The sequence below is a fragment of the Enterococcus sp. AZ015 genome (genome assembly GCF_050499225.1).
Lineage (GTDB): Bacteria > Bacillota > Bacilli > Lactobacillales > Enterococcaceae > Enterococcus_D > Enterococcus_D entomosocium.
In genome coordinates this window covers 1,003,519-1,030,295 of the sequence record NZ_JBMHEX010000001.1, presented here as the reverse complement: position 1 = coordinate 1,030,295, position 26,777 = coordinate 1,003,519, and the positions used below count along the sequence as shown (strand labels likewise).

Here is a 26,777-nt window from a genome sequence, read left to right as displayed (position 1 = left end):
ATGAATCAAAAGAGGTCAAACCGATAACCAACCTAATCTTTTTGCGATTTCATTAATAAATTCTGCATCTCTTCTCTTTATAGTAGACTCGCTTAGAAAAGTTTCCGCAGATACAACCGCTATACATTTTTTCGAATGACCATTGTAGTACTTCACATAAAATATATCTCTAACATCAAGTGTTGAATCTTCTAGAACCCCATTGACCACTCTTAAAAATGATTTGTAAAATAAAATTTGATTCATTGTCCAACTTGGATTTTCTTCACCTAATGGGTATTCCATATAAGGATTTCTATCTGTTGCAATAATATCTGAGAACTCTTTAAATGTTTTTTCGATCTTTTTATATTGCCATAGTATGCTGCGAATATGTGCCCTGGTTTCATTAGTCATGTTGACAACTCCTATCAATGGTTTGCAATTATTTGCGAAATTGGTTTAAGGTAATTTGTTGTTGTTCAATGCTTTCTGTAATGCAGAAACCATGCTCGAAACAGGACTAATAATACCGTCTGGCATAGTACCCAATCGTTTTTGGAATGCTTTGATAGTCGCTTGGCCCATTAGACCATCTTGTGTTACACCCAAATACTTTTGCAATGCCACAACAACATTGGATCCGATCAAAGAATTATCGAATTCAGCAGCATAAACGTTCTGATTAAATTTCTGCTTGTATTGGTGGCTTATAATGCCATCTTTACCAGCAGTATCAAAGTATTCTTGCAAGCGTCTCGCCGTAGCATTGCCGAATTGTCCATCGATTGCTAATTGAATCATCTGAGGATTGTTTTCGCTAGGTTTAACACCACCAGTTGCAACAATTCGATAAAAATGATGCGTTAACCGGGTACTCATGTATGAATCATGGCTATCAGTATGGATTCCGTTCCAATAATATGAGCAATGAATGAAACTCTTATTGCTTAGGAAAATACCTGTATGGCCTCCTGATCCGTTGGATTGACCAGGAGTACCAGCAACAAAAATATCACCACGTTTCACTTCTGATCGGCTGATTTTTTTCAGTTTAGTACCTGACATTGCAAACAATGTTTCAGTGTTCCCCATTGATCCACTAGGCAGAAATCCACCCGCTATCATGGAAAAGAACACTGCAGAAGAACAGTCGTAGCTTTTAGGTCCTAAGCGACTTGTCATTGAGTATATTACTTTACCTTCACGATCAGTCATCCATTTAATCATTTGTTCAATGTTCATGTTGATCATCCTTTCAAATTAAAAAGAGTAGCTAATAGCTACTCCTTCTTGTTGGTAAACTCCTGTCCATCACCATAGTCTGGTTTTTGTTCATCTTGATACTGGCTGCTAGCGATATTCAAGAACACACCAGCTAAAGTTGCAGCAGCCGTGATCGTTCCAACAATGATTTCTGTTGAGAATCCATATAAACCGCCTAAAGTTACGATAAATGCCGTGATTCCTGGCACCCCAACGGTTAAAACTTTTTTTGCTAAATCATATTGCTTGTTCGTCAATTTCATATTACTTCCCTCTTTCTTTCCATAAAGATTTTAATTGTTCACCATGTTCAATCAATCGATCGTTGTGCTTATCCAAGCGCTCATCATGTCGCTTTAATTCATCATGAATTGCTACACGATCAGATTTACTTGCTTCTAAATCTCTGGTTAATAGATCAAGATTATGCGCAAGCTTAGTCAGATTATCTGCAATTTTTGTGAAATTAGACATTACCGGTTTGATTACAAATGCCAGCATTCCAACAATCGTCATTATCCAACCCGCCCAAGTTGCTAACTCTCCTACGTTTAACATATGCCACCTACTTTCCTAAAATAAAAGCAACCGACTAATAAGCCGATTGCTCCTGCTGCTACATATCCTATTCTTTGGTTCCTTCTGGCTTTTTTGCTTCATCAACAATTTTTGCAACATCTTCACGTAACATTTCAGGAACGCTTTCAATCGTGCGTTTTCCTTCAATCACATGTGTTGCGTATAACATCTTCACCGCTGAAAATTCCATGTGTCATCCCTCCTTTATTTTGAAAAAACATAGTCTGATAGTTCCATAAAAGCTGTTTGGATCATTTCTGAGTCTTCTTGCAGTTGTTTGTTCTCCTGCTTTAATAATTCTAATTCAGTGGGTTCCTTTTCCGTTATCTCGCTATATAGTGAGTAAATAAACCCATCCATTAATAGAGGATCGTTTTTGAAGTCATCTACCAGGATTTTGTTAAAAAGTTCTTGCATTTCTTCATTAAACTCACCTTCTCGTGATTTATACAACTCAGAAAATCTTTTTTGATTGTCGGACATACTGCTCACCTCCTACAAATTTTTCGCAGCATAGACAATTGCTATATTTAACCACGAACCTGAAGGAACTGCTACATTGCTAGCTCCGGCTGCATGTCGACTCATAGTTATTGTTCCATCCGTATTTACGGTCAACAGGTAAGTATTGTTATAAGATGCTTGAACACGCATAAGTACAGCTCTTTCAGGTCTCGCCCAGTCAGGCAGTATCCCCATTGTTCCACTAACCCCGCTCGCTAACTCAGTATTATTTTTAAATGCTCCAGACAATTGAACGATTCGACCTGATCGTGAAGCAAATGGTGCATTATCCCCAGAGGTAGCGTATTGGCTATAACCACTAGAAGCCGGAATCAGAGTTTTTGGTATTTGGACAATATCTTCTATAGTCAGTAAGGATGCTGGTAATTGAGGGAGATTTCCGTCACTTATTTGAATACCGTCAGCACCATAATAAGAAGATCTGATAATCGACCCAGTTTTTTTCATTGTCGAAATTCCGTCAGGATAAAACCTATTTGTTCCTGTGGATATAGTAGCACCAGAGGATTTATTATACTCTGCCCATTCAAGGACACTCATACCGTCAGCATTCGTTAGTGTTCCTCTGATCCAGTTCGTTCCTCCTGCGATCTTTTCTTTGTCAAATGGGCTAATAAACTGAGAACCAATAATTTGAACACCTTCTAACGTCTCAAACTTACCGTCTTTGAACACCGCATTTTCCGCAATCAGATTATCAATGGAGATACCCCAATCAACCCATTTGGTGCCGTCCCACTGTTTAACGTTTGGATCACTCGGAATTTGCCATAGCGTTCCTGTGGACGGATTACTTGGTGCCGTAGCGTTAATTACAATTGCTTCACGACCGATTAAAGTTGGAACTGTTACCCATGATCCGTATGTCCCGTCTGATAAAATACTTCTTGAGCGAATCCACAACCATTGACCGGGTACTGGCGTGGGACGTGTATTTGACCATCCTGTTGTCGGCTCCGTCGTTCCGGATGACTGGACATACTGAACTTGGGTTCCTGTGACGCTGACGCCATTTTGACCTGGCTCTCCTTTTCCGCCTTGAAATGAGATAGCGAAAGCAAACTGCTTCGTAAATGTTTTGCCGTCCGCTGTGATCGTGAGAGGAATAGTACCACTCTTTGTGACTAATGTTGTCGCAGCTGTGAAGGATACGACAGAACCACTGACACTCGATGATAGCCCTGTGGGCTTAGTTCCAACTTCAACACTAGTTGGTGTGATTTTGTTGATCCCTTTGTAAACAACGACTTCCGTTGTCGTTGACCCAGCCAATGCGGCACTTGTTGATCCGGCAAAGGTGTACGATTCATTCGTCAGAAAAACGGTGTAAGCGTCGGCACCTGGTGTTCCGTCTCCACCATCTTTAATTCTAGAAATAGTGAATTCGTCTCTCACGGTTGCATCAGCAGCCCGAATAGTGAGTTGGTTAAATGTCGCTGTTGCTGGATTGATGGTTACTGTGTTCCCTGAACGAGTGACTCCTGTTGGAACTGCCGAACCAAAATTGCCACCGTTTAAGCTATATGTCCAATTGGAAATAGACGTGTTCACTGCCGTCCCGATCACTGTGAAACTAGAAGCCGGTGTGATCTTCCCATCTTTATCAATTGTGATTGCTTGTGTTGCCCCTGATAAAGAAATCAGTGGCGCTGAATCACCCTTATCCCCTTTTGGACCTTTCGCCAATGACCACGTATAGTCACTCGGCTTCGTACTGTCAGCTTCTGTAAAGTCAACATACTGGCCAATGTAATCCCCGCCGTCTTCTCCACCATTTCCAGTAAAAGTAAGTCCACCATCATTCGAGTATTTCATATGCAGATATGACGTCTTTCCGTCTGGTCCGGGTTCTCCCGGAATGCCTATGCCGGGATCGCCTTTCGTTTGTTGCCACCTATAAGCACTTGGACTGGTAGGCGCAACGTTCGTTTCCGTGGTAGCATAACCAGTATATTTAGAATTTGCTGGATCCGTAGTCATGCCAGATCCATCTGCGTTCTGAGAATATCTTATCCATAGATACGCACTTTTCCCATTTTGACCTGGTTGTCCGTCAAAGTAATCAACATTTTTTATCGGTGTATAGCCGTCTTTCCCCTGAGGTCCCATGAATGGTTTCCATGGTTTGTAATCGTCAGGATTATCAGACCCAACTTGATTCGTATCTGAATAGAATCCTTCATATTTTGGATAGGCTTCGCTATAATTCTCATTCGGTGAAGGTATGTCCAAAGTAGAAAGATTACCCAATTCAACCTTAACATTCTTGATGCTTGGTATCCGTCCACTGTCATATACCCCATAAAACGCTAAAAGAGCTTGGGTCATAGTTGATCCAGTTTGTAGTTGAGGAATAACAGTCACCCTATAACGCTTATATTCTATAGTTGCTTGAACCGCAGTTGTTCCGATATTGTACTTAGTTCCGGAACCATTTTGGGAATAAACTTGAATGGGACCAGCAACAGCAGATTTTAAATCAAAAGATATTGTATATTCAATACCCACACCATATTTATCAAATATCGGAGCCAAATCCCATCTTGAATCATTTACAAACTCTCTAGAAGCTGTTTTTTCAAATCTAGAAATTGGAAGTAAATTCTCATTTGGATAAATCTTAGTAAATGTACCATCTGCCATCTTCCATGCACGGTGAGGGTAGTATGTTTCGCCAGATAGTCCATCCTTGACTTTCACTAAACTTATTTCATCTTGTATTACCGGCACCTTCCCACCCCCTTAGTAATCAAATTGCCGATTTTTATCACTGTAGCCATATCGCAATACATCCACATGCTTTGTCTTCGTATTGATCAAAAAAACATCCCATAAATCTTGAGTCAAAGTGAACCAAGTTTGAGGACGTCCTTCAGGGTTACATATGGCCGTTGTGATGTTCATGACATTATTGACAACTTTCATTCGATCGACATGATGGTGTCCATTTGCTACAAAGGCTACTTTATGCGGTTGATCAAACGTCACATTAACGCTGACTAGAAAATCTCTATCAGTTTTATTTTCTCCAATGTAGGTTGTGCCATTTCGAAATGCGCCTACGATGCCCTCAACGATCAATGCATTGAACAAGTATTCCGGATTCGTGTCATTGTAACCCGTCCCCATTGAGCAATGCTGTGAAAGAGACACGGTGTAATCTGATGGCGTATTTTTCAACACATCGATCAACCAATTGATTTGCTTTTCTCTATAGCCACCATTATTGATATAATTCAAATCCTGATTCGCCCCAGATGTATAAGGATGGTCAAAAGTATTTAACATGATGTGCCGGTATTTTTTATCGGGTACATCATAATAGTAATAACTATTCCGATCGGAAGGATTCTCCACCACTCCAAAAGCTCTTGCTGTTGTAGTGACTAACTGATACATTTCTTGCGGATAAATGACTTGGTTCATCACATTTCCGCTTGCTCGATTCCCATACCGATTGTCATCATGATTCCCTAAAGCAATAAAATAAGGACAGTCTACTTGCCCGAAAAGGCCCATAAACTCTCCAATATTTTTGACATTCTCTTTTTTGGTTGTTCGCCCATCTACAAAATCCCCGTTGTGTAAAACGAAATCACACTCAACCATATTTGTAAATTCCACGAAATTTTTGAGGTGATCAAATACCATCAGATTGCCTCGTATGTCTTCTTTATTCATGACATCCGTTGCGTAATGCGTATCTGTGATTACAGGAACGACCAAGGTGTCTTCTGTTCGTAATTGCTCTACTCTGTACGCTAATGCCTTCAATCCGTTGATGAAGTAGATTGCTTGGACCCATTTGTTTTTATGAACATTGACTCGACAGGTGATTTTTGCGATATCTTCCAGATCTAAATCAGACACGCTGACCATTTTCCCTTTACCATACGTATTTTGTTCCCAATTGGTATCATGAACGCCGTTTTTATCAACTTTATACCAGAAGAAATCCAAATTTGATAACGTATCTGTTATTTCTTCGTTTTCCCTGTAAACCGTTGCTGTTAATGTCGTTGTTTTCGATACACCATCAATAAACCCAGTACCGTTGTCACTGAGCAGCTTGACGGAATACCTTGCCTCGATCTCATCAAGTTGCTTTTGCAAAGCCTTTAATCGGGCGGATATTCCGCTAGCCAATGTGACGAAGTTGCCAAAGACCGCTTTGTTTTTGCTTGGATCAGTCCGACTGATCGTTTTTTCTAAAACTCTTGCTTTTACTCGAATAGCTGGATTGTATTCATTATCAATAATTTTTACATAGTCAAAGACATGATAATCATCCATTCCACGGATAACAGATACTTCATAATTGACTTTGACTTCATCATTATCTTTTAGATAGGATAGTCCTTCGGCGAAAATAGTTGATGGAGTAGCACTGCTAGAAGAATAATAACCCATCACCTTTTTCCCGCCACGATCCGTTTTGGCTTCACGATTGTAAATGATATTGGAACCATCCGTTGTATAATAGATGCCATCATCATACTTGATCGAAGAGATATCCGCCTTTGAACCTAACACTTTTACCTCAGTAAATGTTGTATAGATATCTGTTGTTTTATGAATCGTTTCGACATCATCGCCAGTCCTAAGTACTACACTATTACTGAGATCCGTTCCTCTTTGTTGATAAATATCAATGTAGGCACGTTTCAGTTTTGAGTTATTGAATTCTATGACGAAATCCAATTCAGCTTCAAATGACTCTGCGATCGCAAAAATACGAGATTTTTTCGTATTGCCCGTTCCGCTACAATCCGGCAATGCTGTTTTGTGAGGCAATTCATTGAGTCTTATTTCCCAAACGGTGTTATACAATTCTCGATTCAAGTAGTAATCAATGGTCTGTGGCTTGTTGGACACATAACTATTGGCAATATCGCCGATCAGAGCTGTATCAAAGCTTTCACATTTAATTGTACGCGTATACTCATCTTCTGCGGAAATACTCATAATCGTGAATAGATTATTTTTGCCTGCTTCATCGACAAAAGCAATCATATTGTCTTCGATCACGAACTCGCTTCCAGACATTTCCTTAGAAATCGTTAATGAAAGAGTACTGCCTTGTTGGGAATACCATTGCTCATCATCAAGAAGGTCTTCATCTAGAAAAGAGGTGAGTGTATTGAACTGTTCATCTATTACTCTAAAATACATTCTATCCCTCCTATAAATACCGTTCTCTCAGCGTTGCGGTCACAGATGGAGACTTATCTGAAGCAATCAAGACTTCTGTTGTCCCCGGCTCAAAATAAAGCTTATCCGAACCGTTTGCAAGATAGTCATCAGCTGGCGTGCCGTTTAAAAAGACTTTCAAATTTTCCGTAATTTCTAGATGGTCACCAGTCAAAAATTTGAGTGATTCTTCTTCTGGATTATTCGTATTTATTTTGGTAAATTTGGCATAACTCATACCCAACGACATGCTTGGCCGCCAATTCCAAGAACCGAAAAAAGCGCTTATTGACTTAGCACGTAAGTTGGCTACATCATCATTCGTAAAACTTTTACTATAACTCCAGTTGAACTTCCAATTGTCACCAAAACCGCCAATCGAAAAGACGAATTTACTACCGATTTTCTTGATAACTACATTTCCAAAGAAATCCCGAAAATTGTATGGAATGTCACCTAGAAATACACGATTATCTCCAATGTAAAAGGCATACTCTACTCGTTCATCCGTTGCCCGAGGTTTCTTAATATTGAACCCGGCTATAAAGTTGTTATCTGCATCTAAAATATTCCCCTCAAGCAGCCCTACTTGTTCTCTTTTGGGATTGCTTGATGCACGTTTTAAACCTACACGAAATGTCGCCTCCCAGTTCTCAATGGCATCATCGCCCAAAAATCTTGTAACACTTGGTCCATGCCAACCCTCTCCTGAACCGAAATCACCGACCTCCACAGAGTTTGACTTCCATGATACACGCCCAGAAAGTGCAGAAGTGTCTGGTGTATGGCGAATACGTGCAACGTTCTCTGACCAATTTCTATTCGATGTTCCCGTGATACTTTCGTTAAATATGACTGTGCTTTCTGCCATTGTAGAAGCATCTGTGTCTTCTACTGTCCCCAACTGGATGATTTTTTTATCAGTTAAAAGACCCAAATAATCTGTATCTTCCGTAAAATCGGCAGTAAAACTTGCAGGAGATTTGTGAGATCCATTATTTTCGATAGATAATGTGTTGTCTAAAGCATGGAACTGCCTCTCCTCTGTCGAATAAGCTACTCCATCAGGCACAATCCAATCAATCTGTCCCTTCCCAAGGAAAACAATTTCCTCTAAATCTATTCGATTGTCAGGAATAGCCATGTAGTACTTATCTGGTTCATCACTAAAGACTAGTCTTTGCGGTGTTAGAGTTCCAAGAATTTTAGCCAGTTCTCGTCTTTTTACATTTAGATCGTAACGTAATATAAAAGGCATTGTGATGATATTTTCTTCATGTGAAGAACGTAAAAAAAGTTTGCCCGTCTCTTTCTTGTCTTTTAAGTAGTTAGAGCGGTTCAAACCAATTCCCCGATTGAACTTAGAAGTAACAGCCATGTAATCTGTTAGTTTATAATCACCATAAGTCACTTCCAGCATTGTCTATTTCACCTCTCAATCTGCCTTTTGTAAATTGCATTTGCTTAATTTGTTGATATGTCAATTTGAATGTTTTCTTCACTATCGTCTCGCTATCTATTTGCACATGTGTTGGAATTTGGAACACTGTGCCATCTGAGATATTTGATCCTGATGCTAATTCTTTACTTCTGTACACCTCAGCAGCTCTATTGGATGCATTGGAATATCTGTCGACTCCAGACACTAATTCTGGAGACAGTACTCCGTTCATCAAAGCGTTCATCGCTGGTATTTCAGTTGGAATTGACTTAACTAAATCATTAAAATAGTTTGAATCAATTTCAGATTCGATTCCTTCTTGCAATTCATTTGCCCAAGTAGCCACATTCGATTTGACTTCTGAAAATCCATTCAATAGTCCTTCTCTAAGCCCTGATACCAAAGCCAAACCATTTTCTATTAATACTTTTTTATCGTATGGAATCGGCCCTTTTAAACTTGCGATTGTATCTGCCCAACCCGAAACCGTCCTTTTAACATTTTCAAATCCTGACATAAGCCCACTTAACAAACCGTCTACTAGCGCAATACCATTATTGATAAGTGCTCCACCAGGCAAGGCTCCTATTAATGCATTAAGTAGATTTGCCCCTGCATCGCTCATGGCTCCTTGATTTCCTCGAATATTATCAGCTAGACCATTAACTAAAGTTATCCCCGCTTGAAACAATCTATCTTGTGCCCTAAGAATTCCAGCAACAGTTTGATCTACGAGATTCATACCTGCTTCAATAATACGTCCGATATTATTTGCAATCCCGTCGATAACCGCAATGACTATACTGACACCGGCAGTTATTACCCTTCCTAAGTTAGCAGAGACTCCGCCAAGAAACTGAACAACTAAGTTTATTGCTGCAGCTACAATACTTGGCATCATAGTAGCTAATCCATTTATAAAATTAACTATTAAGGTGGCACCAGCAACAACGATTTGCGGTAGTTGAGACGAAAGTGCGGTTAAAAAGGTTACTATCATTTGCCCAACAGCAATTATCAAATCGGGTAATTTTTGGGTTATCCCTTGTATCACTGCGATTAATAAAGACATACCCGCAGTTATAATTTCTGGTAAGTGCGATGTAAGAGAAGTCAGCCAAGTGACGATTAAAGTTGCTGCAGACTCGATCAACGCTGGTAGTTGCTGTGTAATTCCTTCTAACAAAGCTAATATCAGCGAGCCACCAGCAACAATAATTTGTGGCATCCCTGCTGTTAAAGCTGCTAATAAAGCCACAATGATTGCTGTTGCTGATAAGGCGATTTGCGGTACTAGAATAAGCATAGCTCCTGTGAAAGCCATAATTAGTTGACTGGCAGACATTGCTAATGAAGGTAGGCCTTGTGCGATTCCAGATACAATAGCAGCTACTATTTGCAATCCTCCTGAAATAATACCAGGTAATGCACCTGCGATAGCCGTTAGAATGCCCTCAATTGCCTTTCCAACAGATCTTCCTACTTTCGGTCCATTGCTCTGTAAACCAGATGCAAGCAAATCAAAGGCATCGATAATTTTATCTATACCTTTTGAAACGTCCCCGCCTCCTAGAGCCTTTGCAATCAGTTCAAACCCTTTAATGAACAATCCTATAGGTCCAAGCAATCCAAGAAAAACTGACTGCAGTATTTTTAGAGCAATTCCAAACGGATCTATTGATTTTTCACCACTTTTGAATCCGTTAATCAATGATCGAATTCCTAAAGCGATTTTGGTCATTCCGTTCCATAAGCTTTCAGGAAATACCTCTAAAAAATCTGCCTTTAAATTGGTTACACTTACCGAGAAATCATCAAGCGCTATTGCTTTGAAAGCTTTTGCCAGAGTTGAAATCCCTTGTACTATTCCTTTAGTACTTTGTGCGAACGATGTCATACCGTTCCACAGAGATTCAGGGAATAGTTTGACGAACTGATCATGTAAATCAGAAAGACTTACACTGAAGTCGTTGAAAACAATCGCTTTAAAAGCTTGTGCCAGCAACTTAATGCCTTCGATAACATCTCCAACAGGAGCCATAAAAGATTGTAAGGTCTTGACCGCCCCATTAACCTTCTCTCTAAAGGTATCACTCGTGTTGTAAAAATAGATAAAAGCAGTTACCAATGCTCCTATTGCTAGAACAACTAGAGAAACCGGACTTGTGAGTGCCATAAAGCCAGCTTTTACACCAGAAATGATTGCCTTCAATTTTGCGAAATTATTTGCTGCAAGATATGCTGCTCCTAATGCTGCAGCTAAGGTAGTTACTGCACCTACAACAACGTATACAAGCGCAGGATTTTCCCTAAAAACCTCTGCTAGTTTTGCCATCGCTCCACTAATTTTTTGAACAATTGCGAGAAATGGATCAAGCAATGGAGCACCAAAAGCTGCCCCTAAATCAGTGATGGCTTGTTTCATGTTTCCAATAACGTTCTCAAGACCACCGCCTTCACGTGCAGCTTGTCCTAATGCTCCTGATAACTTGTTACCATCCTCAACCATTTGTAAAAGTGTCAACTGCTTCTGGGATTCGGATAAGTCGTTAAATGATTTGCCGTAAAGCTTATTTGCAGCTGCATTTCGAGTGGTTTCAGTGGAAGAAATCCCAAGTGCTGCATCGTTTTCGTAGTTTCCTTTTAAATACGACTGTAAACTCTCAGAGACTTCGCCAATTGATTTATCATAAAAAGCAGCACTGTCGGCAGCTGCTTTAGTTGCTCGACTAGTTAAGTCTAATGCGTCAGCTGTATCCATACCGGTCGTTTTTGCAAATGCAGCCATAGAAGTGAAGGCTGGCTTCAAACGATTAGGCAGGATATTGGTTTCTTTCGAGATTGAATCAATACTACTTTGCGCATTCTTTTCTAAATTGCCGAACACTTGAGAAAATTGAGCATCCATTGCTTGCATGTCAGCTGCAGCTTTTATTGAAAAACCTGCAACTGCAGTTCCTACTGCTAAAATACTCAAACTAGCTTTTTTCGCAAACTCAGTGGACTGTTCAGACAGTGAGTTGAAGGCTTTAGATTTGCCGATTTTATTATCCAATTGTTGTGCAGCTTCATTACCAAAATCTTGATACTGCTTTCGCGCTTTGTCGGTATTAAATTCGACATCAATGATTACGGAACCATCATTCATCCTTCACCTCACCTCTTTCTTCTTGTTTTTTCAACATGTATTCTCGTTTTTGCTTAAGGTCCATCATTTCAAATTCCAAGTTTGCTCGATCTTCTTTCAAAGCCACCGCTAATTTTGCTTTTCTTATTTCTTTAATTTCATCTGGTGTGGCTTTTTCTGGGTACTCCATCATGCGAATCTTGATGACATTTTTAAACTTGGTATTCTCAGACAAACCAGCTAATAAATGGTTGAACTTATCCCAATGCAGTGTTCCCTTGCTTCTTTCCACCATCAAATCCATCCCATAATCCATCAAAAAAGAGGAATAGATGTAGCCAGAATCCTGTTCGAATTCATACCACTTCTTTTCCTCGTCCTCTAAAATATTTCCTTTTAAGTCACGTTTGACGGTTGTGCTTTCAAATTGATCCCCGGCAATCCTTTTGATGATAGCGTTTGATAATGGAATTAAATCATCCTGTGGAATTATATCTGCTAGTTCTTCGATCGTTTCGGGAAGTACTTCCGCCCAATCATGGGATAAAATTAGGATAATGGAATATAGTACTTTTCCTTCTTTAGATAATTCGGGATCTTTCCACATTTCGTACCATCGGAGAACACGAGAAAATTCTAGATTTAATTCATAAGTGTTTTCATTGATTACGACCGAATCATCAATACCCCAAGCAAGAGATAATGCCATAAAGCATCACCTCTATTTCTTTTTACCGTCGATATAGGATTGTGCTTTTTGTTTTGTTTGAAGCTTTTTATACTGATCAGCAACTTCAAGGAATGCTCCGACAACCAAATCAATTTCATCATCTGCAGCATCCATCAGTTTATCGAACGATCCTTCACCCAGCACTAAATCAATAACGTCTTTGACAACGGATTCAACCTTATCATTAGCTCCAACGATTGCTTTGTAATCACCTGATTCAGAAGCTGTTTTAATAACCTTTTCTTGCTCTTGAATAACTTCAAGCATTTTGGGTAATTCTGACAAATACTGATCACGATATTTCTTACCTGTTTTTATACCGAAATCTAAACCCGCAATTCTTACTGGTTGAACCTGCTTCTTAAAACCTACCTCGATTAAATTGTTTTTTGACATTTGTAATTCCTCCTAATTTTTTATGTAAAAGAAAAAGGCTAGTACAATGACTAGCCTTCTGGGGTTGTATCTGGTTTGGTATCTTCTGGAACACCATTGAAAGATACTTGCATTTCAAAGTTACCACGGTTGTTTGGTCCCCCGCCGGTATGAACGATACCTGACAAGGTAGCATTACCTTGAATTACACGACCATCTGGCTCAGTATGACGGAAGAAAACAATTCGATCTTGTCCAGCTTTGTTTAAGCGATCGCGTACAAATTCTTGCGCTGCATCAGTAGCATATTTTCGATGACCTGTAAAAGCATAAACACCAGTAACACGTGTGATATCGGTGTTTGATCCACCCTTATCACCGTAATATTCATATGTTTCAGATGATTCATCTTGGGAAGGTGTTGCTTCCTGAATACCATCTGCTAGTTCGTGAACAGTCGTTGGAGGCACAAGTTTTCCGTTTTCTCCGACCGTTGCAGCTACACCGATTTCATATTTGTTCATCCAGTTAGGTGAATAGCCTTCACCAGCTGCAAAATACTGTAAATTCATTTTCATGAAATTTCCTCCTATTTACTTATATTTAATCGAACAGTGAGTACATAAAGATATGCATCATGCTCTTGTATACCTAAATTTCTAGGTTGTGTGTAAACTTCGCTCGAATCAAACAAAAATGAGCCATCACTCGAGCAAAGTGTGACCCATTCACCATTTTCTTTTCTTGGCAACTTATCAAAACTGTCAGCAATCTTCCAAGCATCGTTAAAAGCTTGTGATTGATTTGTGTTTTTGATAATGATTTGAACCATGAACGGAATTTGCCTGTTTCTAGCCAAGTCCTGCTGTCCTTGTCCGGATGCGATCCCTTGTATAGATAAATCTCGTTCATTGTCCTGAGGAGGTTTGTCTTCTTGAATGATTTGCTTCCCAGTGCTTGTTACTCTTGGTGTTTCAAGTTCTAATAAGCGTAAGTGATCAGCAATTCGTGCAAATAAATCCATCACAGAGCCTCCTTAATTGCTTTTTCTGCCACATCCAGTACTTCATCCATATCTTGAGCTTTCGCAACCTCAGCCCACCGTATAGATGCTTGAGGATTGTGGTTTTTAGATGGAGTTCCCCTATAATATGCGTACCCAGCATACTCTGTACCCCATACCAGTTTTCCTTTTGGGAAATCACTATCAACCCAAACACTAGCTTCGGTTGCACCAGTGTCTTTCTTAACATACTGATTAGCCGCTTTAGCAAATGCGATTGATGTCGGATTCAGAGCGGATTCGATACCTCTCTCAATACGATCGAAATTACCTTCAAATCTCCCGCTCATTGCAACATCACCTCAATATGATGTGGATTTAATTGGTCAGTGAACACCTCGTAGCATTCAACGATTTTTAGTTTGCGGTTTTGAAATGTAATTGTTCCGTCCTCGCTAGGATTTACAAAAGGTTTTGAATTAACAGCATCGACGTACAAAATGCCGTTAGTCAAAACCTCTGTATTATCCGTTTTTACAATTCTTTTTCGCTTAGGAGTAAACCTTACATGTTCAATCTTTTGTGGTTTAGGCAGTTCACCACTTCCCATTGAGCCATCATCATCAGGCTTTGGAGCTTGATAGATAACCTCATGGATCAACAAGTGTTTAGGTATTGGCTTAAATGACACCGATCCTCACACTCCTTTTTCTCAAAAGACCGGTTCCTTCTAAATATGAAAGACAACTCGGAGCGACCCGATTAACTTGCTTACTCGTTGACGTTGTTGCGCCAGAATAGCTAAACCCACCAATAGAAGCGCTCTGACCGCTCAAAGTATTTCCTGTAACATCAAGATCTATACCTTCAACTTGATAGTATTCAATTTGAGCACAACATGCTTTTTTAATCAGCAGCTGTACACGTTCGGAAAATTTATCCAAACCAATTTTAGGCACTTGATAGCTTGTCAAAGAATCAATAATGTCCGAAGCCCTTTTGGATAGACGAGAAAAGTCCTTATCATCAACAGGGGTTCCCTCGTAATCATCCTTATAAAAGACTTCATCAACATAAGGTTCAGACATGATCTTCACCTACTTTTCTTTTTTGTCTTCCTTCTGATCGTCTTTGCCGGCTGTCTTGTCATCTTTTTTTTCTTCAACACGTTCTAAGAAAGAATCATCTAGATTTACAGCAACTTCTTCAGCACGTTTAACGGTCATATCAATGACCGTTCCTGCTTCATACACTTCTTTAGTTTCTTTATCACGGAATTTTTTTAAAACGTTGTATTTTGCCATGTTTTTCACCGATCCCTTTCTTATCCTTCTGGAGTAGCATCAATACCGAAGTAAGCTAGTGCTTTAGGTTCACGAATGATGAAGTCAACATCATCAAGCATGAAGTGATATGTTGCCTGTTTTGCAACGGCACGGCTGTCTTGAGCAGCGGTTGTCAATGTAACAGTCAAACCAGAAACAACAGCGAGGTTTTCATAAGGAGTGAACAGAATTACATTGTTTTCCATAGACTCAACAACTTCGACTCCAAATCCACCAATATTGCGGAGGGCACCATCCACGAGTACTGCATCACCCAAAGCAGTATTTCGATTTTGTAATTCAACAACATAGTTTGTTGCTGTCGCTTGAGACATAAAGAACTTAAATGTTCCTTGACGCAAATATTTTGGTTCAATTCTAGCAGTTGCAGCTGTTAGCTCTTGAATCGTTGGCAATTTAGCACCTTCTACTTTTACTTCAGCAGATGCTTTGGCCATTTTGATGTAACCGTCATTTAATTTCACGAATGCATCAGATGAAGATTCATCCCCATTAAATGCTAGATCTTGCAAATCCGCTGCATACTGAGCTTGCATTAGTGAAAGTAACGCTTGACGGACATCTTGCCCACGAGTACGAGCGGTATAAAATGTATTGCTGTTCTCGATCCATGTATCCAAGTAAACCGGAACAAGAGAGAATGGTACTGTGTCTTCTTCTTTGATATCCGTGCCAGTATCTTCAGTGTTAATACCTAGGTGTTTTTTCAATGTACGCTTTTTAACACCTAATTTATCCAAAGATCCTGTCCCTGATTTGGCAAAATGGACAAATAATTTCCCGATAGTTCCTGCAGTTGCAACTGCATCTAAGAAGAACGCTCGAGCATTGTCTTCACGTAAGGTAACATTGTTACCAGCTTTCAAGATTGCGTTCATTTGTTTGATCAATGTTTCGTTCGATAAAACGTTTGTCATTTGTGTTTCCCCCTTTATTCAGAAATCGGGAAAGCAGCGTCCACATAAGATGGTACAACCGATTTCTCAACTGTTTCTGTGTAATTTTGTTCTGCATTGTTGCTGATTCGAGATTTTTCAAGATTCTCAATCTTCGCATTCAAAGGTGCCACGGCTTCTGATACAGCCTTAGCAATAGCATCAGCATCTAATTCAATGCTAGCTTCTGAATTCGCTGTTTCTGGTTTTTCATCTGATTTATCGCCTTTTTCCAAAGCTGATAAACGATCGTTTACTGGTTTCAGCGCTTCGCCGAGCGCTTTTTTTAACTGTTCTTCTGTCATTTCTTCATCCTCCTCGGATTTACTTGTACTAAAAAAGGACTTAACCGTTTCGATTAGTCCTTGTTTGGTAATTGATTTAGTTGTATTTATTGTGTTGATAAGTGTGGATAACTCGCCGATTTCCGACTGAATGCTGGCGACTTTATCCGCATCGCTGTCTGTGTAGTTGTCCAAAATTGACCAAGTGGCCGATCTGAATGCATCAATCGCCGCATTAACATCCCGATAAGTTTTACCTCTTTCAAAGTTATCGGCAGTCTGCTTCTGAACATCTTCGACCTGAGCGGTTCCTGCTAATGAATAGCCTGTGAAATCACCTTTCTGGATTGACTCCCACATTTCGTCAGTAGCTTTAGTGACAAGCACCCAAGTTCCTTTTGTGATTGTGGTTTCGCCGATAGTCATATCAACAGGGGCAACATAACTCTCTACTACTTTTCCAGCATTCGTGGTGAAATCGTGCTGTTTGTCAATCTGTTGATAATCCGCCATGAATCCATGTGCAGCCTTCTCGATTGTGTCAGCATCCATGAAATCTCCATGAACATCTTCCACATCAGGCTCATAAACAACACCATATACAAGTTTTTGTGGATCATCTGATTTAGTAACCAACTTAACTTCGGTTTCAAAATTTGGTTTTAGGTCTTCGGCAGACTTAGTAAGAAAGAATGATTTCTTATTGGCCGCCTTATCCACATATGAAACATGTGTTACAAGAACGTTTTCTAGTTTTCGCATTTTCTCACCACCTTTCAAATATCATTTGAAAACATTTACACATACTATATAATTAGTTTGTCGGTACAATAACCGAACAAAATCAGAGAGTAGGTTTAAACATGGATTTTATTAAATTACAAGCTATAGAATATGCCCTAAGGATCTTTGATCAATTATTATTTGAACAAAGAAGTATAGAAGTAGACAAAAGAGAACTAGTCTTTAGTTATGATAATAAACTTTTTACTGCCACAACATTCTTGAGCGATGAAAACTTTGATCCAATGACTATTTTTTGGGAAGAAAACATGGTTGAATATAGACGCTCTTCCCCTAACCTTCGTAATGAAAATTCTTTATACAGTATTGTCTTAAGACAAATGAAGGATAAATATAATTTTTATCCTGTGAGTAAGGAACTGTTAAAGTATGATCAGCAGTTATTGTTACAATCAATCAAAGAATTTGTGAATGGACTAAATCTGCCGGATACACTTGAAAGCCCGGCTGTTTTTAGAAACGTTAAATTTTTGGAATCAAATGTGAATCTGCCATTTCTTGACCTTGGAATTAAAACAAATGAAGTTGAGCTTGTGAGTCTTATGGTAGTTTCTCAAAATGATTGAATAGTAGGAACAACAAAGCAATGACAATGAATCGACTCTTTAGCAGATAACATAGGGTCACGAGGATAACGGCAACTTTCGCCATTGACGATGAAGTACTCGCCTTTAGCGATTGTTTGACCGTCCATTGCCTCGTGACCTTTTCTCGGTTCTTTTATTCCATGAGTGTGGTGCCAAGTCATACCTATAACAGCATCGTTTTGCATGAACGCTTCATACTGGCTGCCAGAGTACATCCTTAATCCCTCAGTGATCGCAGTTGTTCTGGCACGATTGCGAGAGAATTCAGGGAGTGAAGACAGCTTACTTTCTAACCATCGGATGCCTTTACCTTCATTAAAAGATTCTTGAATCACTCCTACAAGAGCGTTCTCTGTAGTGACATTCATTAACTTTGGCAGCTTCCTGAGCCATTTTTCGATGTCTCGGTAGTGTTTGGTTTGATAATCAAAGTCCTCAGATCCGTCATACTTGGCATTAAATTCATCAAACAACCCAAAAAAAGCTTTTCTCAGTTCTGGGATAACACTTTCTTCCATGTTTGATTTGAATGATCGTCCACGGAGCATAACTTTTATAGATAATTTAGTAGGTTTCTTTTTTCGATTTTCTACGAATTTCTTTACTTTTTCCCATACTTCCTCGTAATCAATTTGCAAGGTATCATCCATCTTATCCTCTGAATTTAAGATGAACGTAAGCAATATTGGGACAAATAAAAAGCCTGCTTTTTCTAGAAGCTTAGACAGTTCATCATCTTCTTCTTTTTTCAGCTGTAAAGCGGCTTTGATTAACTCTTCATCATTCATTGGACTTCACACTCCGGATCATACGCCGAATACTTGCTGCAACTTCACTTACTTCTCCTTCACCATATGCCTTAGCCACGTCCAAATCACCAAGATTAAACGCTGATGACGATGATTGTCTATTAAGCGGATAATTATACTCTTCTCCATCAAAAGCTTCTAGTGGCTTATTGAGGGCTTTTGAAAGAATATCCCTCAAATCATTTGGAGCGACTGCATTCGCTTGGATAGCTGGTGTGAGAATCGCTTTAACATCCTCCATATTTACAAGATTGGATGATTTCAGAAACACTTCTACATACTTGAATTCATATTCCCTGAAAAGCGAATTAATACGCCAATCGTAAGATTCACGCATGGGTTGGAACACTTGTTCTTCCGTCAGTTCTTTAGCAGTCTCAGCAGTAGCTCTTGTATAGTCGCTTGATCTAGCTACATAAATCGGGGGCAAACGGAATGCTCCAAGGACTGATTCAATGACGTTCTCATCATACTCAAGAAATAGAGCATCTTTTTGTAAGATGTCTGCTAACTTCTCAATGTTAATTGCTGGTTTGAATTTATCTTCCCCATATCCTAGCCCTTCTTCTGCAGGACTTACTTTTTCAGCTTCTAGCAATAAAAACTTATGCTGATTTTCTTCCCCGCCAATTGCATTAGCATATGCCTGTAACGTGGCTTCGGATTGTTCAGTCAGCTGCGCATTCTCTAAAGTGATGGCAAGAGGAATATGTCTTCCCTGAGTAAAATATCGATAGTTCAATTCGTCAGCTTTGCGATTTCCGAGTATTTTAATCAATGGTCCTACCCAGCGGGGCTTGCCATAAGGATCTTGAAAATCTCCATTTTTAAGATGAATGATTTCAGTAGCTGTGCCTTGTCCCTCAGAACCCACACTTCCATTTGAATTAAACGGAGTAGGATCCCCATAGGTTTTATACCACGTTCCAGATTCTTTAACAGAATCATCCATAGAATCACGAAAGACAAAATAGCGGACCTTAATTTCTGATCCGTCCGCATTTATCACTCTATTTAGTTTGGTAACAGTCATGTACTCAGGTTTGACAGAATCAATCCCTACAACATCACCTTTAAGATTACGAATAACTTCAATATAGCCATTCCCACATTCTTCAACATGTCGAATGACTTCTTCAATCACTTCTTTTGGCGGACGTTCAAAGGATAATTCTTTCAGAAGGATATCCAATTGATTCCATTCTGCCTTCATTTCTGCTGTTTCTTCGGTGTCGTCAACCTTGTAACGTATACCAAAACCAAATCCAGCCACATTCGTTACATAAGCTTCAATCGATTGATTAAGAATGTCAGATATATCGGTGATTGATCGTAATGTAGCAATATCATACGGTGGAGATAATTGGGTTAAATCTCTTCTTTGATCAAAACCACCTGCAGACTTGAACTTTAGAGTTCTTTTATTCTCAATGCTCACGTTCTTTTTGATATATTCTTTAGGAACAGATCCCGACGATCCGCCACTAATAATTTTCGATGTCAAGAAACCACCTCCTAAAATGCTGTCTTTCTATTTGTACGTCTTTTCTTGGCTTGCTGACCTTTACGCCTTTCCAGTTCAATAGAGTACCGCAACATAGCCATTGCATCATCAAAGAAATTCACCGGAACATCTGTAAAAGTATTGGATTTCTCGTCCTTTCTCCACTTCCATTGTTGTATTTCTTTGATTGTATTTGTACAACTTGGATGGATATGGATGCGCATCTGCTTCAAATAATCGATCTGCGCTGACACGCTTCCGGGTTCTTTTACAACTGGTTCAGCATGATAGCCAGCTTTGCGCCACATTTTAATTCGATCCGGCTCGGCAGAATCACACCACATAACCAGTTTTTTATTGATTCTTTTTTCATTAGCGATCGCAATAAGTTCACTCGTATCTTTTTCGAACTCGTAGATTTCACGGCACAAAAAAAGCTCACCATCTTTAAATCCAATCTCACCAATAGCATTGGCATGATTGAATCCAAAGTCTTGAGCGTTAACCATGTAGTCAAAACGTTCTGGATCTATGTTAAAGTCTTCTACAATGTAATTAGTAAGGATAAGTCCACCAGACTCACCCCATTCGCCGAGCCCATAGATTTGATATCCATCAGGATCACGCTCTTTCCGCATCATCATCCGCTGATGATAGGCTTCATCTATGAATCGATTCTGTAGATATGTGGATTGATGAGTAAAAATGTCTAGATGTGTTACATCAAAATACTTTGCCTTAATCCAGTGAGTAGCAGATACCGGGTTAAAAGTAAAAGTCATTTGATAGTAAAGATATGGGTTAAAATCCAAATTACCACGTAAACGGTCATCAAGAATATCTACATCGGCTTCATAAAGTTCTGTCGCTTCCTCAATCCATATCCAGGTGAGTTTACCACGGTCAAAAGTAATAGATTTTACTTTTTCTCGTTGTCCGTCATCTTTCATCCCACGAAATATCACTTGATTACCAGTAATCTTTGATTCGAGCATCATAGGCGATGATTTAATGGACCAATATTTGTGGTAGTCAGATCCGTAAATCTTATAAATAGCAGACTTCAATTCAGCATACGTACTATCTTTATTTGACTCGGCGACTTTACGAACACAAAGAAGATTTGCTCCTTTATATTTCGGATCTCCAAGTTTTATGATAAAGTCTTGCGCAGTATTTACGGATTTACCAGAACCAGCTGATCCTTTAGCTAATCGATATCTTTTCCTAGTGGTATTGTATGTTTGGAAATTTCGGTTAAATTGTACCTTAACTATCATTTGGCGCTTCGTTTTCGCCATCGCCATAATCAACCACCACTTTCAGATCCATATTGCCATCTAGCTCCACTTTATCAGTCCATAGGCTATACCTCTTGCCAAGGAGTTCAGCTGCTCTTAGACGATCTTTATTAGCTACCTGTATATCTTCAATTGAAGAGCCATAATCAGCACCTTGGAACACGACTGTCTGATCAGTCTCTTCTCCTCGCATAACTTTACTAAGATACTCCAACACCTCTTCTTGACTAGCAATCTTTTCAGACTGCAGCTGCTCGAGTCTTTCGTCTATATATTGCCTAATGTCAGGTTTTGTCAGGTTCTCACTGCCTACAGACTTAGCCGTTCGTTTACTATACCCAGCAGAAATAGCGGCTTGAGTTGCATTACCGCTGATAATGTACTCATCCGCAAACCTACGTTGTTTTTCAGTTAATTTCACTACTCTCACCCCGCAATCTGTGTTTGTTTTGTAATTCTATGTATAAAAAAAGACCTCAAGTGAGATCTTTAGACAATTACTTATTTAAAAAGATTAGCATTCTTAAAATTTTCAATTTTAAATGACTTTTGATTCAAGCTACTCTCAATTACAGATAATTTATCGTACACAAGTTTTAAACGTGGGATATTACCTTCGTCTGATAAATTGATATCCGAATTATTAACTAGTTTTTCTATTTTGGAAACGAAATAGTTTAAATTACCTATATCCCTTCTCAAATAAGGCGTGTAAACATCTATAACAACCATTAAATCAGCTATGGGATACGGACTTCTATTCAAATTTAAAAAAATTAAATCTAACGAAAGATGCTCGTAATCTAAAAATCCATTAGCCGATTGAGTTGCTGTTTCAATACTATTTATCAAAGGCTTCCTTATATCGTCTTTTAATGTATGTAAATCAGATAAATTAAGTATTTTCTCAATATCAGCAATTGTCTCCGCCCTTGTTTCTTCTTTGATTTGTTGAATTTGTTTATTACTTAATCTCCATTGTAATATTCCAGCAAATGTAAGTACAATCGCTAAAATAGCAAGAAATATTGCAAAAAAGTTATTTTGTTGGGACATCATCTGCTTAACAGATTCTACGTATTGTTCACTATTCACTTATGAATCACTCCTTTTCTATATAATATCAAGAAATCGAGTAATACCCAATAAAAATAAACAGCCCTAAAGGACTGCCTAGTAGGAAGTAGCAAAGATCATGTGAGTAATCTAACCGACAACTCCCAAATCCACTGGTGAGGACTTGAACCTCACTTACGAGTCGTACACATTATATGCATAGCCTCTGCATTTCCCCGGTCTGCCACAGTGACATAATAAAAAGACGGCTAGCGAATGAAGATAAGGAGTGTGTTCAACTCCATTCATAATATATTTTTTTTGCCTTCTTAGTTAAATACAGGGCGCTGGGAATAATTTTCAGAAAGGAGGTCTGCCAACGCATCTTAAAGGAGTGCGCCCTGTTATTTACAATAATTGATAATACTATCTTACTATGGATTATTGGCATTAAACCGCCATTATACCGCCAAAAAAGCGCCATTTTTCAACGATAAGCGACAAGCTTGCCACGACGATAACTTTCAGCAAATTCAACCAATGCATCTGACTTCATTCGCTCAATTTGCCGAACTGAATAGCCCATCTCATCTGCGATCCTTAGATTAGAATACTGCTCTTGTAAGCAGAAGCTATAATGAAGTATCTGTCTGCTTGTTAGCTTCAAAGCCATAAGCGCCACGATTATTGCATCTCTTTCTGTTTCTGCATCCAATCTTTGAATGTAAGCATCCTCGGACTTATTTCCATTACTAGGTGTTCTAGGCATATCAGTAATAATTGGTGAGCGGACATCGATCTTTGAACGACCTGCAATCCGCTCCAACCGACGGTAGTTCTTCAAAACATATCGTGCATTCTTTCTCGTTTGAGAGAAATCAACTTCTCTTAGTAATAGCATCATTGCTCAATCGCCCCTTTGTTTGGTATAATGAAGTTACCTTGGCGGGGACAAAATCATTATTTTTGAGGCATTGGGCGATTGCTTAATGCTTTTTATTTTGCTTTACTTTCGATCTTTTTTAACTGCTCCGTGACGATTACTTCGACGATCAACACCATCTTGTTCCATAAAATAGCTTCCTCCATAATCTTGCTCCTTTTCGTCTGTAGCCTTGCCTATCACAACACATAGAAACATAATCACGACAAAAGCCGTTATACCTAGTACTGCAAAAGTCATTTTCATCCCCCTGCTTCCATCGCATCCCTGACTAACGGATCATTGATAATAACCTTGTACTTCATCTGCTCATTCTGCAGTTGTTCTTGTAGCTTCACGATTTGTTTTGCTTGGGACAAAATCACATAAGCAGAAATCCAAGATGATACTGCGATTAATCCCAAGAATGCAAAGATTACAAATTTATTTTTCATAAACATATCCTTTCTGCTATTTCGTCTGATAGCTGACTAACCAAATAATGACAGCTGACCGTTTGGCTCAAAATTGCACCAAAGTGTTTCTAGCCTACTTTGACCGGCTTCTGCATTCGCTTGAAATTGTACTTTGTACCATGAACTTAATATGTCATCGTACATTTCACATTGATACCCGCTTAATATCGCTTTGCCTTTAAAATCAGATGAAAGGAAATCCAACAGCTGTTCATGTTGTTTATCTTCAAACTCCGTTTGATAAAGCCTGCCATTTCTGGTCGCCATCACATACGGTGGATCGATATAGGCAAATACAGTTTTGCGATTGTATCTTTGAAGTAATTCAATTGCATCTTGATTTTCTATCTGAACTTGTTTAAGCCGTTCTGCGACTTCAAGTATCCGCTCTGGTATTTCATTCCATTCATGAATCTTGCCGCCTATCTTATCGATATTACTTCTCCATCCAGTTTTATGTTTCTGAATCCCACCAATAGATTGCCAACTCTGAATTAAAAATGTTCTGGCATCTTCTATACTATCGCCCACAGTCTGTCCGCTCAGCTGGTGCTCCAATCTGCTATGAGGTGTTAAATAGACAACCTTTGCTAACTCTTTTGGTTCATCTCTGCACACTTTAAAAAAATTATAAACACGTTGGTCCAAGTCATTTATTGTCTCTACTGCTGACATTTTTTTGTTAAACAAGACAGCTCCGCTACCGAAAAATGGTTCCACATAAGTCGTATGCTCTGGAATCATATCGACAATTAAGTCCGCCATGCGCCATTTACTACCAGGATAATTTAATATTCTTTTCAACTTTCTATCATCCTCTCTATCTCCATAATCGCTTTGAAAATTGGATAGATTTGTTGTGGAACTACTGCGTTTCCGAGTGATTTAAGTCGGTCCATCCCTTCGGTAATCCCATCATCGTCTCTATGAATTCTGATGCTTGTATCGGCGAGTATTCCAGAAGCGCGAGATAATATACTACTCGCTTCTGCCCTCTCCTGATCCCAGGCTTGTTTGTCAAAGCCATTCTGACAGAACGACCTACATCCGCTTTCCCGAGGTACTTCCAAGCTATCCCATCGCTTGCTATCGGCGTTGGCCACAATAAATGTTCTTGATCGCTGGTGCCACGCCCCCACGGCTGAAGCTGGTAATATAAATGTGCTTGTTTCGTACCCAAGATTTTCCAAGTCGAATAATGTGCGGTCGAGTTCCATATTGGCGAAGTTAGCAACATTTTCTCCAACAACCCAATCGGGCCTAAGTTCGTTGATAATTCTAAACATTTCCGGCCAGAGATCACGGTCATCATCCTTGCCTTTTCGCTTCCCAACTGAACTGTAAGGTTGGCAAGGGAATCCTCCGTGAATAAGCTTAATTGTCTTGTCTCGATCGATAACACCTGCTTTCTCTAATTCCGATTTACTGAGTCTCTTTACATCCTTAAAAATTGGCACATTTGGCCAATGCTTATTTAAAACTTTCCTGGGGAAATCAGCATATTCGCAGAATGCTATTGTTTCAATTCCGGCCCATTCTGCTGCTAAATCAATGCCGCCAATCCCCGAAAAAAGAGATAATGCTCTCACTTAACTCCCTCCTTTCAATGCTTCGTTTTGTTTAGATATGCTGCTAGTTTCGCATCAAGCTCTGCTTGGCGCTCAGGCGACAACTGTTCTTCCCCCTGTTCGTTTACAGCCCAATTAGGTAGTTTTTCCTCACGTAGTGGCTTTTGATTATAGCCTTGTTTCTTAGTGCCTCTAGTTCGCTGATAATCTCTTGCTTGATCGATTGTTTTAACGTTAGCATCTGCCCATTCCTGCAAAGATGCCGTTAAAAAGCTAATAGCTCGATTCTTAGGGACGTCTTTACTACCAGCAAGTTTAATAGCAGCCTCTACAAGTTCATCGCCATAGATATCAACCAGATTAAGCAGATCTTCGACCTGTACAACATTTGGAAAGAGCCATAATCTTTGGAAAGTTTCTAGGGACGCACTCTCGCTCGCAGTAGCATCTTCTTTTATTTCCTTTTCTTTACTTTCCTTTACTTTACTTTGTTGATTATTCCCCTGATTAACTGAGTTATTCCGCCCATTAATCGAAATATTCGACCGATTAACTTCATTTGTCAGCAAATACTTAAATTCAAGCTCAACTTTTTTACGTTCCTTAGTGGCTAGAATGTATCTGTTTTGAATTCCTTTAGAAGTTAATACGGAGTATTTATCAAAAATATCTTTATCAAAGAATTTTACTTGCACGGCTTTTCTAACCAGTTCTTCAACTGTGCCCTCCTTCGTACCAACTTCGTCAGCCACTAAGAACGCAAGGTCGTCATCCCACAAAACGCAATACCCCTCATCACGATAAATATTACCCAGCAGGGCGACCAGTATATGAACGGCTTCTTTACCGCATGCTTTAATAATTCTTCGAACTTTTAAATCTGATAAAAAATCGACATCCAGAGGAAAATAATCAAGACCTTTCTTCGTTGGTCTTGCCACGCTTATTCCTCCTAATCAGAGGGAGTTAA

Annotated in this window: 32 protein-coding genes; 2 read left to right on the top strand and 30 right to left on the bottom strand. The window is 39.3% G+C overall.

Translation table 11 applies throughout. The features are described from left to right. Positions 1 to 15 precede the first annotated feature (15 nt). From IGK85_RS04780 to IGK85_RS04750, 7 genes are all read right to left on the bottom strand, one after another. Positions 16 to 396: a transcriptional regulator gene (locus IGK85_RS04780; RefSeq protein WP_086317187.1), complete on the bottom strand. Its 381-nt coding sequence runs from the start codon at positions 394 to 396 to the stop codon at positions 16 to 18. Between the two features lie 45 nt (positions 397 to 441). Then, the gene (locus IGK85_RS04775; RefSeq protein WP_429972178.1) at positions 442 to 1,224 is read right to left on the bottom strand and encodes a peptidoglycan amidohydrolase family protein; all 783 of its coding nucleotides are present in this window, start codon (positions 1,222 to 1,224) and stop codon (positions 442 to 444) included. 38 nt (positions 1,225 to 1,262) lie between these two features. Further along, the gene (locus IGK85_RS04770; protein WP_429972177.1) at positions 1,263 to 1,508 is read right to left on the bottom strand and encodes a phage holin; all 246 of its coding nucleotides are present in this window, start codon (positions 1,506 to 1,508) and stop codon (positions 1,263 to 1,265) included. A 1-nt stretch (position 1,509) separates the two neighbouring features. After that, the gene (locus IGK85_RS04765) at positions 1,510 to 1,803 is read right to left on the bottom strand and encodes a hypothetical protein (protein WP_010749285.1); all 294 of its coding nucleotides are present in this window, start codon (positions 1,801 to 1,803) and stop codon (positions 1,510 to 1,512) included. Between the two features lie 67 nt (positions 1,804 to 1,870). Then, positions 1,871 to 2,014: a CD1375 family protein gene (locus IGK85_RS04760; protein WP_176256981.1), complete on the bottom strand. Its 144-nt coding sequence runs from the start codon at positions 2,012 to 2,014 to the stop codon at positions 1,871 to 1,873. Between the two features lie 14 nt (positions 2,015 to 2,028). Beyond that, positions 2,029 to 2,307, bottom strand: a complete 279-nt coding sequence (locus IGK85_RS04755; RefSeq protein ID WP_270288459.1) for a hypothetical protein — start codon at positions 2,305 to 2,307, stop codon at positions 2,029 to 2,031. A 12-nt stretch (positions 2,308 to 2,319) separates the two neighbouring features. Then, positions 2,320 to 4,677, bottom strand: coding sequence for a hypothetical protein (locus tag IGK85_RS04750; protein ID WP_429972176.1), 2,358 nt, complete (start codon positions 4,675 to 4,677; stop codon positions 2,320 to 2,322). 124 nt (positions 4,678 to 4,801) lie between these two features. Between IGK85_RS04750 and IGK85_RS04745 the strand changes: the two genes are divergently transcribed. After that, positions 4,802 to 4,966, top strand: coding sequence for a hypothetical protein (locus IGK85_RS04745; protein WP_231473265.1), 165 nt, complete (start codon positions 4,802 to 4,804; stop codon positions 4,964 to 4,966). Positions 4,967 to 5,091: 125 nt separating this feature from the next. Here IGK85_RS04745 and IGK85_RS04740 read toward each other — a convergent pair whose 3' ends face one another. From IGK85_RS04740 to IGK85_RS04680, 13 genes are read right to left on the bottom strand one after another with little or no spacing between them, the layout of a single operon-like run. Next, entirely contained in the window at positions 5,092 to 7,521 is a 2,430-nt protein-coding gene (locus IGK85_RS04740; RefSeq protein WP_429972175.1) for a metallophosphoesterase, read from the bottom strand. A 10-nt stretch (positions 7,522 to 7,531) separates the two neighbouring features. Further along, positions 7,532 to 8,959: a distal tail protein Dit gene (locus IGK85_RS04735; protein ID WP_429972173.1), complete on the bottom strand. Its 1,428-nt coding sequence runs from the start codon at positions 8,957 to 8,959 to the stop codon at positions 7,532 to 7,534. Continuing rightward, positions 8,937 to 12,128 carry a hypothetical protein gene (locus IGK85_RS04730; RefSeq protein WP_429972171.1) on the bottom strand — a complete coding sequence of 1,064 codons (3,192 nt, stop codon included), beginning with the start codon at positions 12,126 to 12,128 and terminating at the stop codon, positions 8,937 to 8,939. The genes IGK85_RS04735 and IGK85_RS04730 overlap by 23 nt, the downstream gene beginning before the upstream one ends. Beyond that, a complete protein-coding gene (locus IGK85_RS04725) occupies positions 12,121 to 12,816 on the bottom strand; it encodes a Gp15 family bacteriophage protein (RefSeq protein ID WP_429972170.1) in 696 nt (231 codons plus the stop codon). The genes IGK85_RS04730 and IGK85_RS04725 overlap by 8 nt, the downstream gene beginning before the upstream one ends. Before the next feature lie 12 nt (positions 12,817 to 12,828). Beyond that, positions 12,829 to 13,233 (bottom strand): hypothetical protein, encoded by a 405-nt coding sequence (locus IGK85_RS04720; RefSeq protein WP_270288454.1) that lies wholly within the window; start codon positions 13,231 to 13,233, stop codon positions 12,829 to 12,831. Positions 13,234 to 13,283: 50 nt separating this feature from the next. Continuing rightward, a complete protein-coding gene (locus IGK85_RS04715) occupies positions 13,284 to 13,790 on the bottom strand; it encodes a phage tail tube protein (protein WP_118215311.1) in 507 nt (168 codons plus the stop codon). 11 nt (positions 13,791 to 13,801) lie between these two features. Continuing rightward, positions 13,802 to 14,236, bottom strand: a complete 435-nt coding sequence (locus tag IGK85_RS04710) for a phage tail terminator protein (RefSeq protein ID WP_142968757.1) — start codon at positions 14,234 to 14,236, stop codon at positions 13,802 to 13,804. After that, entirely contained in the window at positions 14,236 to 14,565 is a 330-nt protein-coding gene (locus IGK85_RS04705) for a hypothetical protein (protein WP_429972169.1), read from the bottom strand. The genes IGK85_RS04710 and IGK85_RS04705 overlap by 1 nt, the downstream gene beginning before the upstream one ends. Beyond that, positions 14,562 to 14,906, bottom strand: a complete 345-nt coding sequence (locus IGK85_RS04700) for a putative minor capsid protein (protein WP_395997389.1) — start codon at positions 14,904 to 14,906, stop codon at positions 14,562 to 14,564. The genes IGK85_RS04705 and IGK85_RS04700 overlap by 4 nt, the downstream gene beginning before the upstream one ends. Further along, the gene (locus IGK85_RS04695) at positions 14,896 to 15,303 is read right to left on the bottom strand and encodes a hypothetical protein (RefSeq protein WP_429972167.1); all 408 of its coding nucleotides are present in this window, start codon (positions 15,301 to 15,303) and stop codon (positions 14,896 to 14,898) included. The genes IGK85_RS04700 and IGK85_RS04695 overlap by 11 nt, the downstream gene beginning before the upstream one ends. A 9-nt stretch (positions 15,304 to 15,312) precedes the next feature. Continuing rightward, positions 15,313 to 15,519, bottom strand: a complete 207-nt coding sequence (locus IGK85_RS04690; protein ID WP_317756060.1) for a hypothetical protein — start codon at positions 15,517 to 15,519, stop codon at positions 15,313 to 15,315. A 20-nt stretch (positions 15,520 to 15,539) separates the two neighbouring features. Further along, a complete protein-coding gene (locus tag IGK85_RS04685) occupies positions 15,540 to 16,478 on the bottom strand; it encodes a phage capsid protein (protein ID WP_429972166.1) in 939 nt (312 codons plus the stop codon). Positions 16,479 to 16,492: 14 nt separating this feature from the next. Continuing rightward, a complete protein-coding gene (locus IGK85_RS04680) occupies positions 16,493 to 17,542 on the bottom strand; it encodes an XkdF-like putative serine protease domain-containing protein (RefSeq protein WP_429972165.1) in 1,050 nt (349 codons plus the stop codon). Between the two features lie 101 nt (positions 17,543 to 17,643). On the opposite strand from IGK85_RS04680, the gene IGK85_RS04675 reads away from it, so the two are divergent. Continuing rightward, complete coding sequence (locus tag IGK85_RS04675; RefSeq protein ID WP_429972164.1) at positions 17,644 to 18,150, top strand: hypothetical protein; 507 nt, start codon at positions 17,644 to 17,646, stop codon at positions 18,148 to 18,150. Here IGK85_RS04675 and IGK85_RS04670 read toward each other — a convergent pair. From IGK85_RS04670 to IGK85_RS04625, 10 genes are all read right to left on the bottom strand, one after another. After that, positions 18,138 to 18,959, bottom strand: coding sequence for a phage minor head protein (locus tag IGK85_RS04670; RefSeq protein ID WP_429972163.1), 822 nt, complete (start codon positions 18,957 to 18,959; stop codon positions 18,138 to 18,140). The two genes, IGK85_RS04675 and IGK85_RS04670, sit on opposite strands and share 13 nt — an antisense overlap. Then, entirely contained in the window at positions 18,952 to 20,484 is a 1,533-nt protein-coding gene (locus tag IGK85_RS04665) for a phage portal protein (RefSeq protein WP_429972162.1), read from the bottom strand. The genes IGK85_RS04670 and IGK85_RS04665 overlap by 8 nt, the downstream gene beginning before the upstream one ends. 11 nt (positions 20,485 to 20,495) lie before the next feature. Then, entirely contained in the window at positions 20,496 to 21,791 is a 1,296-nt protein-coding gene (locus IGK85_RS04660; protein WP_429972161.1) for a PBSX family phage terminase large subunit, read from the bottom strand. Beyond that, entirely contained in the window at positions 21,754 to 22,206 is a 453-nt protein-coding gene (locus IGK85_RS04655; protein ID WP_429972159.1) for a terminase small subunit, read from the bottom strand. Before IGK85_RS04655 ends, IGK85_RS04660 begins: the two co-directional genes overlap by 38 nt. Before the next feature lie 80 nt (positions 22,207 to 22,286). Then, positions 22,287 to 22,880 carry a hypothetical protein gene (locus IGK85_RS04650; protein ID WP_429972158.1) on the bottom strand — a complete coding sequence of 198 codons (594 nt, stop codon included), beginning with the start codon at positions 22,878 to 22,880 and terminating at the stop codon, positions 22,287 to 22,289. A gap of 448 nt (positions 22,881 to 23,328) precedes the next feature. Continuing rightward, positions 23,329 to 23,745 carry an ArpU family phage packaging/lysis transcriptional regulator gene (locus tag IGK85_RS04645; protein WP_429972157.1) on the bottom strand — a complete coding sequence of 139 codons (417 nt, stop codon included), beginning with the start codon at positions 23,743 to 23,745 and terminating at the stop codon, positions 23,329 to 23,331. A gap of 281 nt (positions 23,746 to 24,026) precedes the next feature. Continuing rightward, on the bottom strand, positions 24,027 to 24,218 hold the full coding sequence (locus IGK85_RS04640) for a hypothetical protein (protein WP_429972156.1): 192 nt from the start codon (positions 24,216 to 24,218) through the stop codon (positions 24,027 to 24,029). Positions 24,219 to 24,254: 36 nt separating this feature from the next. Next, the gene (locus IGK85_RS04635) at positions 24,255 to 25,043 is read right to left on the bottom strand and encodes a DNA adenine methylase (protein ID WP_429972155.1); all 789 of its coding nucleotides are present in this window, start codon (positions 25,041 to 25,043) and stop codon (positions 24,255 to 24,257) included. Next, positions 25,040 to 25,828 (bottom strand): DNA cytosine methyltransferase, encoded by a 789-nt coding sequence (locus IGK85_RS04630; protein ID WP_429972154.1) that lies wholly within the window; start codon positions 25,826 to 25,828, stop codon positions 25,040 to 25,042. The genes IGK85_RS04635 and IGK85_RS04630 overlap by 4 nt, the downstream gene beginning before the upstream one ends. 14 nt (positions 25,829 to 25,842) lie before the next feature. Then, entirely contained in the window at positions 25,843 to 26,748 is a 906-nt protein-coding gene (locus IGK85_RS04625) for a Lin1244/Lin1753 domain-containing protein (protein WP_429972153.1), read from the bottom strand. Positions 26,749 to 26,777: the final 29 nt, after the last annotated feature.

Excerpts from the sequence above, each read along its gene's own strand:
- IGK85_RS04780 (WP_086317187.1), bottom strand. The coding sequence starts at position 396 with ATGACTAATGAAACCAGGGCACATATTCGCAGCATACTATGGCAATAT.
- IGK85_RS04775 (WP_429972178.1), bottom strand. The coding sequence starts at position 1,224 with ATGAACATTGAACAAATGATTAAATGGATGACTGATCGTGAAGGTAAA.
- IGK85_RS04770 (WP_429972177.1), bottom strand. The coding sequence starts at position 1,508 with ATGAAATTGACGAACAAGCAATATGATTTAGCAAAAAAAGTTTTAACC.
- IGK85_RS04765 (WP_010749285.1), bottom strand. The coding sequence starts at position 1,803 with ATGTTAAACGTAGGAGAGTTAGCAACTTGGGCGGGTTGGATAATGACG.
- IGK85_RS04760 (WP_176256981.1), bottom strand. The coding sequence starts at position 2,014 with ATGGAATTTTCAGCGGTGAAGATGTTATACGCAACACATGTGATTGAA.
- IGK85_RS04755 (WP_270288459.1), bottom strand. The coding sequence starts at position 2,307 with ATGTCCGACAATCAAAAAAGATTTTCTGAGTTGTATAAATCACGAGAA.
- IGK85_RS04750 (WP_429972176.1), bottom strand. The coding sequence starts at position 4,677 with ATGACCCAAGCTCTTTTAGCGTTTTATGGGGTATATGACAGTGGACGG.
- IGK85_RS04745 (WP_231473265.1), top strand. The coding sequence starts at position 4,802 with ATGGGACCAGCAACAGCAGATTTTAAATCAAAAGATATTGTATATTCA.
- IGK85_RS04740 (WP_429972175.1), bottom strand. The coding sequence starts at position 7,521 with ATGTATTTTAGAGTAATAGATGAACAGTTCAATACACTCACCTCTTTT.
- IGK85_RS04735 (WP_429972173.1), bottom strand. The coding sequence starts at position 8,959 with ATGCTGGAAGTGACTTATGGTGATTATAAACTAACAGATTACATGGCT.
- IGK85_RS04730 (WP_429972171.1), bottom strand. The coding sequence starts at position 12,128 with ATGAATGATGGTTCCGTAATCATTGATGTCGAATTTAATACCGACAAA.
- IGK85_RS04725 (WP_429972170.1), bottom strand. The coding sequence starts at position 12,816 with ATGGCATTATCTCTTGCTTGGGGTATTGATGATTCGGTCGTAATCAAT.
- IGK85_RS04720 (WP_270288454.1), bottom strand. The coding sequence starts at position 13,233 with ATGTCAAAAAACAATTTAATCGAGGTAGGTTTTAAGAAGCAGGTTCAA.
- IGK85_RS04715 (WP_118215311.1), bottom strand. The coding sequence starts at position 13,790 with ATGAAAATGAATTTACAGTATTTTGCAGCTGGTGAAGGCTATTCACCT.
- IGK85_RS04710 (WP_142968757.1), bottom strand. The coding sequence starts at position 14,236 with ATGGATTTATTTGCACGAATTGCTGATCACTTACGCTTATTAGAACTT.
- IGK85_RS04705 (WP_429972169.1), bottom strand. The coding sequence starts at position 14,565 with ATGAGCGGGAGATTTGAAGGTAATTTCGATCGTATTGAGAGAGGTATC.
- IGK85_RS04695 (WP_429972167.1), bottom strand. The coding sequence starts at position 15,303 with ATGTCTGAACCTTATGTTGATGAAGTCTTTTATAAGGATGATTACGAG.
- IGK85_RS04690 (WP_317756060.1), bottom strand. The coding sequence starts at position 15,519 with ATGGCAAAATACAACGTTTTAAAAAAATTCCGTGATAAAGAAACTAAA.
- IGK85_RS04685 (WP_429972166.1), bottom strand. The coding sequence starts at position 16,478 with ATGACAAACGTTTTATCGAACGAAACATTGATCAAACAAATGAACGCA.
- IGK85_RS04680 (WP_429972165.1), bottom strand. The coding sequence starts at position 17,542 with ATGCGAAAACTAGAAAACGTTCTTGTAACACATGTTTCATATGTGGAT.
- IGK85_RS04675 (WP_429972164.1), top strand. The coding sequence starts at position 17,644 with ATGGATTTTATTAAATTACAAGCTATAGAATATGCCCTAAGGATCTTT.
- IGK85_RS04670 (WP_429972163.1), bottom strand. The coding sequence starts at position 18,959 with ATGAATGATGAAGAGTTAATCAAAGCCGCTTTACAGCTGAAAAAAGAA.
- IGK85_RS04660 (WP_429972161.1), bottom strand. The coding sequence starts at position 21,791 with ATGGCGATGGCGAAAACGAAGCGCCAAATGATAGTTAAGGTACAATTT.
- IGK85_RS04645 (WP_429972157.1), bottom strand. The coding sequence starts at position 23,745 with ATGATGCTATTACTAAGAGAAGTTGATTTCTCTCAAACGAGAAAGAAT.
- IGK85_RS04640 (WP_429972156.1), bottom strand. The coding sequence starts at position 24,218 with ATGAAAAATAAATTTGTAATCTTTGCATTCTTGGGATTAATCGCAGTA.